Raw genomic sequence first — 6,409 nt, 5'->3', positions numbered from 1 at the left:
ATGGAGTTCAACAAGGTACTTGATACGTTTTCAAACCATAGTACGACCATCATAAATTATTTTGAAGAACGATTGACAAATGCTTCAGCGGAGTCGTTCAATGCTAAAATCAAAGCTTTTCGAAGCCAGTTAAGAGGGGTGGCTGATCTGAAATTCTTCATGTTCAGACTGGCTAGGCTATACGCTTAAAAGAAAGCTTGCCAACCGGGAAAATCCGCTGACCCGAAAATCCGCTGACCCATTTTTATCTATTGGGTATATTATTCCTTTATAAAGAATTAAAGGATTGGATATGATCCTTAATTCTATTAAAATCGTTACGTTTTTTGTGCTTTGATATGCTTATTTTTGCTACGCACCAAAAACAAAACCCCTGTAAAGTATTAATTTACAGGAATTTTCTTTGTTTTACATTTTTTCCAGCGGAGAGACGGGCTCTCGAACTTATACTTTCACAGAATCTCATAAAACCGCAAACAACTGATAATCAAGTGCAAATTACAACATAGAGTAAAACTAAATGTTTCTAAATGTCTTTTGCTATCTCAATAATTGGGTGTATATTTGGGTGTAGAATTTCAAACGCACCCAATTATGAATATCAAGCGCAACATCATTTTTGCATTGGAGAGCCGGAAAAAGAACGGTGTGCCAATCGTAGAGAACGTACCCATCCGTATGCGTGTCATCTTTGCCAGCCAACGCATCGAGTTTACAACGGGCTACCGGATTGACGTAGCCAAATGGGATGCAGACAAGCAGCGGGTAAAGAACGGATGTACCAACAAGCTAAAGCAGAGTGCAGCCGAAATCAATACGGACTTGCTGAAATACTATGCCGAAATCCAGAATATTTTCAAGGAATTTGAGGTGCAGGAGGTCATGCCAACGACCCAACAGTTGAAGGAAGCTTTCAACATGAGAATGAAAGACACCAGCGAAGAACAGCCGGAAGAAGCCCCTGTCAGCTTTTGGGAGGTATTCGATGAGTTTGTAAAAGAGTGCGGTAACCAGAATAACTGGACGGCATCCACCTATGAAAAATTTGCAGCAGTGAGGAACCACCTCAAAGAGTTCAAGGAGGATGCAACGTTCAACTATTTCGACGAGTTTGGATTGAACGAATACGTCAACTTCCTGCGTGATACCAAGGATATGAGAAACAGCACCATCGGCAAGCAAATGGGATTCCTCAAATGGTTCCTGCGCTGGAGCTTCAAGAAAGGACATCATCAGAACATTGCATACGATACATTCAAACCGAAACTGAAAACCACCTCGAAAAAAGTAATCTTCCTGACTTGGGATGAACTGAACAAGCTGAAAGACTACCAGATACCCAAGGATAAGCAATACCTGGAACGTGTGCGTGATGTTTTCCTGTTCTGCTGCTTTACGAGTTTGCGGTATTCGGATGTTCGCAATCTGAAAAGAAGCGATGTGAAGTCCGACCACATCGAAATAACCACAGTCAAGACTGCCGACAGCCTGACGATTGAACTGAACAAATACAGCAAAGCCATACTGGACAAATACAAGGACATCCATTTCGAGAATTACATGGCTCTGCCCGTCATCAGCAACCAGAAGATGAACGATTACCTGAAAGAGCTGGGCGAACTGGCAGAAATCAACGAGCCTGTACGGGAAACCTACTACAAGGGAAATGAACGTATTGATGAAGTCACACCCAAATACGCTTTGCTCAGTACCCATGCAGGAAGAAGGACATTCATCTGCAATGCGCTGGCTCTCGGAATCCCGGCACAGGTGGTCATGAAATGGACGGGACACAGCGACTACAAAGCTATGAAACCCTACATTGACATAGCGGATGATATTAAGGCAAATGCCATGAACAAGTTTAATCAACTATAAAAGTATCAAACAGTTTCATAGATAGTTATCAATGACTATATTTGTAGAAATTATCATCACAATATGAGCAACAAGGAATCCAACATAGAGAAAACGAATTTTGATGCATTCATACAAGCGGTCGGTTCGGAAATAGAACAGGCACAAGTAAGGCTGATTGTTGCAGCCAATGCACAAATGCTGTTCCATTACTGGAAGATAGGCAATTACATCCTTTATCACCAGCAGCTGCACGGATGGGGAAGCAAAATCATCAAGCAGTTGGCAAAGGCTATCCGACTGCATTACCCTGAAAAGAAAGGCTATTCGGAACGTAACCTTACCTATATGTGCCAGTTTGCAAAAGCATATCCTTTAAGAGCGTTGCAAAGTTTCATAGAAACAGATGCAAGCCTGTCTGTCCCAACCATACAGAGTGTGACCAATGAAGTATTAAAACTGAATGACAAGCAATTTACGCAGGAACTTACTGCGCAAATACAATCGATTGATTGTCAATCATTAGCAATTACGCAGGAAGTTCCTGCGCAATTTGAAGATGTGGGAAAAACCGTGTCTGCCATTTACAGGATGGGAATCAGGGAAATAGAAGAAGTTTTCTTGACCTCTCCTATAGCCAAAATAAACTGGACAAGCCAAATGACTATACTTGACAGTTCGCTACCTTTAGGTCTAAGCTACTGGTACATGAAGCAGTCTGTGGAAATGGGATGGAGCAGCAATGTATTGAAAATGCAAATTGACAGTGATTTGTATAGCCGACAAATCAGCAACAACAAGGTAAACAATTTCACGACCACACTTCCGGCTCCACAAAGCGACCTTGCCAATTACCTACTCAAAGACCCGTACATCTTTGATTTGGCAGGAGCCAAAGAAAAAGCAGACGAAAGGGATATTGAAGAACAGCTGGTGAAACACGTTACCCGCTACCTGTTGGAAATGGGCAACGGTTTTGCCTTCGTTGCCCGGCAGAAGCACTTCCAAGTCGGAAACAGCGATTTCTTTGCCGACCTGATTCTATATTCCATTCCGTTGCACGCATATATTGTCATAGAATTGAAAGCCACTCCTTTCAAGCCGGAATATGCCGGACAACTCAACTTTTACATCAACGTGGTGGATGATAAGTTGAGAGGAGAACACGACAACAAGACCATCGGTCTTTTGTTGTGCAGAGGAAAGGACGAAGTGGTTGCCCAGTATGCCCTTTCCGGCTATGACCAGCCCATCGGCATCAGCGATTACCAATTGAGCAAGGCGATTCCCGAGAAATTGAAATCAGCGTTGCCCAGCGTAGAAGAAGTGGAAGAAGAACTGGCTTCTTTCCTTGACAAGGATCCCCAATAATAAGAGTATGCCATGCAGAAAACGATAACAACCCTCATTCCTCAATACGGGGAGCTGAACAGAATCTGCAAAGATTGGATTGTAAGCCATACTTTCTCTTTTGAAAAGCAGAAATTCATCGTTGATTTCTACTCGAAATGGAGCGATATAAAGGCTTTTGAGCAAGCTATCCTTGAACTGGTGCTGCATACACCGCCAGAACCATGTACCCTGCTGCTGAAAAGTCTGAAAAAGGAAGTCAAAGAATACATACGGCTTTATGAATCTTACCGCCTTCTCCATGACGAAGTGATCATACGTGTATGCTACCAATACGCAGACCGCTACAAGGAAACCATCAAGGAAGAGATGGAAGTGGTAAACAGGCTGCGCAAACCGATGAACGAAGCCAACAACCGCTATGATTCCATTGGCTACCGAGAGCATACACCCGAAGAAGAAAAGCTGGCGGAAAGAGAATATGAGCGTTGCAAGGCTGAATATGAAAGGGAGAAAGCCCAACTGGAGCATCTTTATGAGCAGCAAACCCTTCTCTGGAAAGAAGCCCGGCAATACATGAAAAACCGTTGCGACGACATCTACCTGCTTAGCGTACACTTCATGGGCATCCTGACCAAATATGTACCGGACGAAGAAAGCCAACCGAACGAAGCAGACAGGCAGAGCCGTACAGACAGCCAGCCGGAAGCTGAAACTACAACCGCATCGACTACAGCTACGACTGCCGGATTGCCTGAATATTTCAGCATGAAGCTGATTTCCCTAATTCATGAAGTTTGTGCAGGGGAACAGTTTGAAGACATTACCGCACCGGATTTCTATGCCTGCATGAATCTGCATCCCTGCCAGTGCGTACTGAAAATAAAGCCAAGGGAAAAGATACGGGTATGCTATCTGATTTCCCTGATGAGGGAGCAGTTGCCGGGGCAGGATAAGGACAAATGGAAGGAAGCCATCCTGAAACACCTGGATATTGATGAAGACTATTACAAGTCCAAGTACAGGGAACCCGTTTCCGATTTACCCAGTATTCCCAACCAAAAGTTCGCCAAGGAAATGGACGGAATATTCCGATAACCCGTGATATTCCAATATATTTTACGACATGACCACTTATACCACTCAAAATAATTTTTGAGTGGTATTTTTATTTCTTGATATTCAGCGATATAACAGAACAATCCATATCTATCATCCACATACTTACCACTCAAAACCCTACCTAATTTTGCATCGTTCGAGAACAGAAGAAACAGCCTGTGCGCAGGGCTATTGTCAAACAAGTAATCATACGGACGATGAACAACCTCAAAGAACTGTTAGTGAAACCCGTCTGGCAGATGACAGGCGAAGAGTTCCTTTTTCTAAGCAGACACGCTTCGGTACAGGCAGAGGCGCAACCGCAGCCGACCACCGACACGGAAAGAAAGTACGTGTACGGCATACTCGGCATAGCCAAGCTTTTCGGGTGCAGCCTGCCCACAGCCAACCGCATCAAGAAAAGCGGAAAGATAGACAAAGCCATTACCCAGATTGGACGCAAGATTATCGTGGATGCGGAACTGGCGCTGGAACTGGCTGGCAAGAAAACCGGAGGACGCAGATAAAGGAGGTGATTATGGACTATATAAAAGAAATATCACCCGAACAAGCCGTTATCCTCTGGCAGGAATCCCGGCTAAGTCTGTCAAGATGCTACGAAAAAGCCCCCGAAATTCTGAAAGTACACGGCTCTGTCATCGGGACGCTGGGCAATTTCAGCGCATCCATCGGCAAAGCCAAGAGCAAGAAAACCTTCAATGTATCGGCTATCGTAGCCGCTGCATTGAAGAACGGTACCGTGTTACGATATGCGGCTGAACTGCCCGAGGAAAAGCGGAAAGTGCTTTATATAGATACGGAGCAAAGCCCCTACCACTGCCTGAAAGTGATGAAGCGGATCCTGCGGATGGCAGGATTGCCCGATGACAGGGACAGCGGTTATCTGGAGTTTCTCGCTTTGAGAAAATACACCCCGGAACAGCGCATCAGCATTGTAGAACAGGCTATCTACCACTCACCGGATATTGGGCTGGTCATCATAGACGGCATCCGGGATATGGTGTACGACATCAACAGCCCCGGTGAATCCACCCGCATCATATCCAAGCTGATGCAGTGGACGGACGACAGGCAGATTCATATCCATACGATACTGCATCAGAACAAGGGGGATGAGAACGCAAGAGGGCACATTGGTACGGAACTGAACAACAAGGCGGAAACAGTCCTGCTGGTGGAAAAGGACAAGGGGAACAGCGACATCAGCCATGTTTCCGCCATGCACATCCGGGCGATGGATTTCGAGCCTTTTGCATTCTGCATCAACGACAGAGCCCTGCCCGAACTTGCGGAAGGCTACAAGCCGGAAGCAAGGAAGCCGGGAAGACCCTCGGTGGAAAAGTTTGACCCTTACAAGGATATTTCAGAACCGCAGCACCGTGCCGCACTGGAAGCCGCTTTTGCACTGAAAGAGGAATACGGCTACAAGGAGCTGGAAGACACCTTAATCAGGACTTATCTGGCAGAAGGGGTTAGACTGAATCACCAGAATGCAGTGGCGCTTATCACCATGCTGCGCAACAAACGGATGATAGTGCAGGAAAACGGCAGGAAGTATTCCTTCAAGCCCGATTACCACTATTAGCCGACAATCCCGAAAATCGCTTCACTTTATTCCCGTATCCTATATATACGACAATTTAGTGAAGTGATTTCAGAAACAGACAAATCACTTCACTTTATTCCGAGGGTCTATATATTAGGAGTTTAGTGAAGTGATTGTACTGACCGCATACTTTTAAGAGTTGCGGGCAAAAAGAGAAATAATCAAAGCACTCACTAAAAACGATTTCCTTATGAACATCGAGACTGCAAAACAAATCAATCTGGCTGACTACCTGCACAGCCTGGGGTATTCACCCGTCAAACAGCAGGGTATCAACCTTTGGTACAAATCTCCCTTGAGGGAAGAAACAGAGGCTTCCTTCAAAGTGAACACCGAACGCAACCAGTGGTACGACTTCGATGCGCCCATATAGGCTACACAATAAATATCTCTATGGCAAGAGATTAGGTTAGAGTTCAACAGACCTATCCTCAACGACTTAGCTGGAGGAGAAATCCAAAGGTGACAAAAGCA

The 6,409-nt window shown here is 45.0% G+C and carries 6 protein-coding genes and 1 pseudogene; all 7 read left to right on the top strand.

What is annotated here, in order from left to right; translation table 11 throughout:
• Positions 1–189 (top strand): transposase (locus tag H8S52_RS19215; RefSeq protein WP_032935031.1); only part of this gene is annotated, 189 nt, incomplete at its 5' end.
• Positions 190–594: 405 nt separating this feature from the next.
• Entirely contained in the window at positions 595–1,878 is a 1,284-nt protein-coding gene (locus tag H8S52_RS19210) for a site-specific integrase (RefSeq protein WP_007756660.1), read from the top strand.
• A 63-nt stretch (positions 1,879–1,941) separates the two neighbouring features.
• Positions 1,942–3,228 (top strand): YhcG family protein, encoded by a 1,287-nt coding sequence (locus tag H8S52_RS19205; RefSeq protein ID WP_007756662.1) that lies wholly within the window; start codon positions 1,942–1,944, stop codon positions 3,226–3,228.
• A gap of 12 nt (positions 3,229–3,240) precedes the next feature.
• Entirely contained in the window at positions 3,241–4,305 is a 1,065-nt protein-coding gene (locus H8S52_RS19200; RefSeq protein ID WP_115485124.1) for a hypothetical protein, read from the top strand.
• A gap of 221 nt (positions 4,306–4,526) precedes the next feature.
• Complete coding sequence (locus H8S52_RS19195; protein ID WP_005654521.1) at positions 4,527–4,835, top strand: DUF3853 family protein; 309 nt, start codon at positions 4,527–4,529, stop codon at positions 4,833–4,835.
• An 11-nt stretch (positions 4,836–4,846) separates the two neighbouring features.
• Positions 4,847–5,914, top strand: coding sequence for an AAA family ATPase (locus H8S52_RS19190; protein ID WP_117463820.1), 1,068 nt, complete (start codon positions 4,847–4,849; stop codon positions 5,912–5,914).
• 211 nt (positions 5,915–6,125) lie between these two features.
• Positions 6,126–6,293 (top strand): annotated as a pseudogene (locus H8S52_RS19185) (DNA primase); the annotation flags it as partial.
• Between the last annotated feature and the right edge of the window lie 116 nt (positions 6,294–6,409).

The organism is Bacteroides sp. NSJ-48, from assembly GCF_014287405.1.
Lineage (GTDB): Bacteria > Bacteroidota > Bacteroidia > Bacteroidales > Bacteroidaceae > Bacteroides > Bacteroides stercoris.
This window is presented reverse-complemented; position numbering and strand designations above follow the sequence as displayed.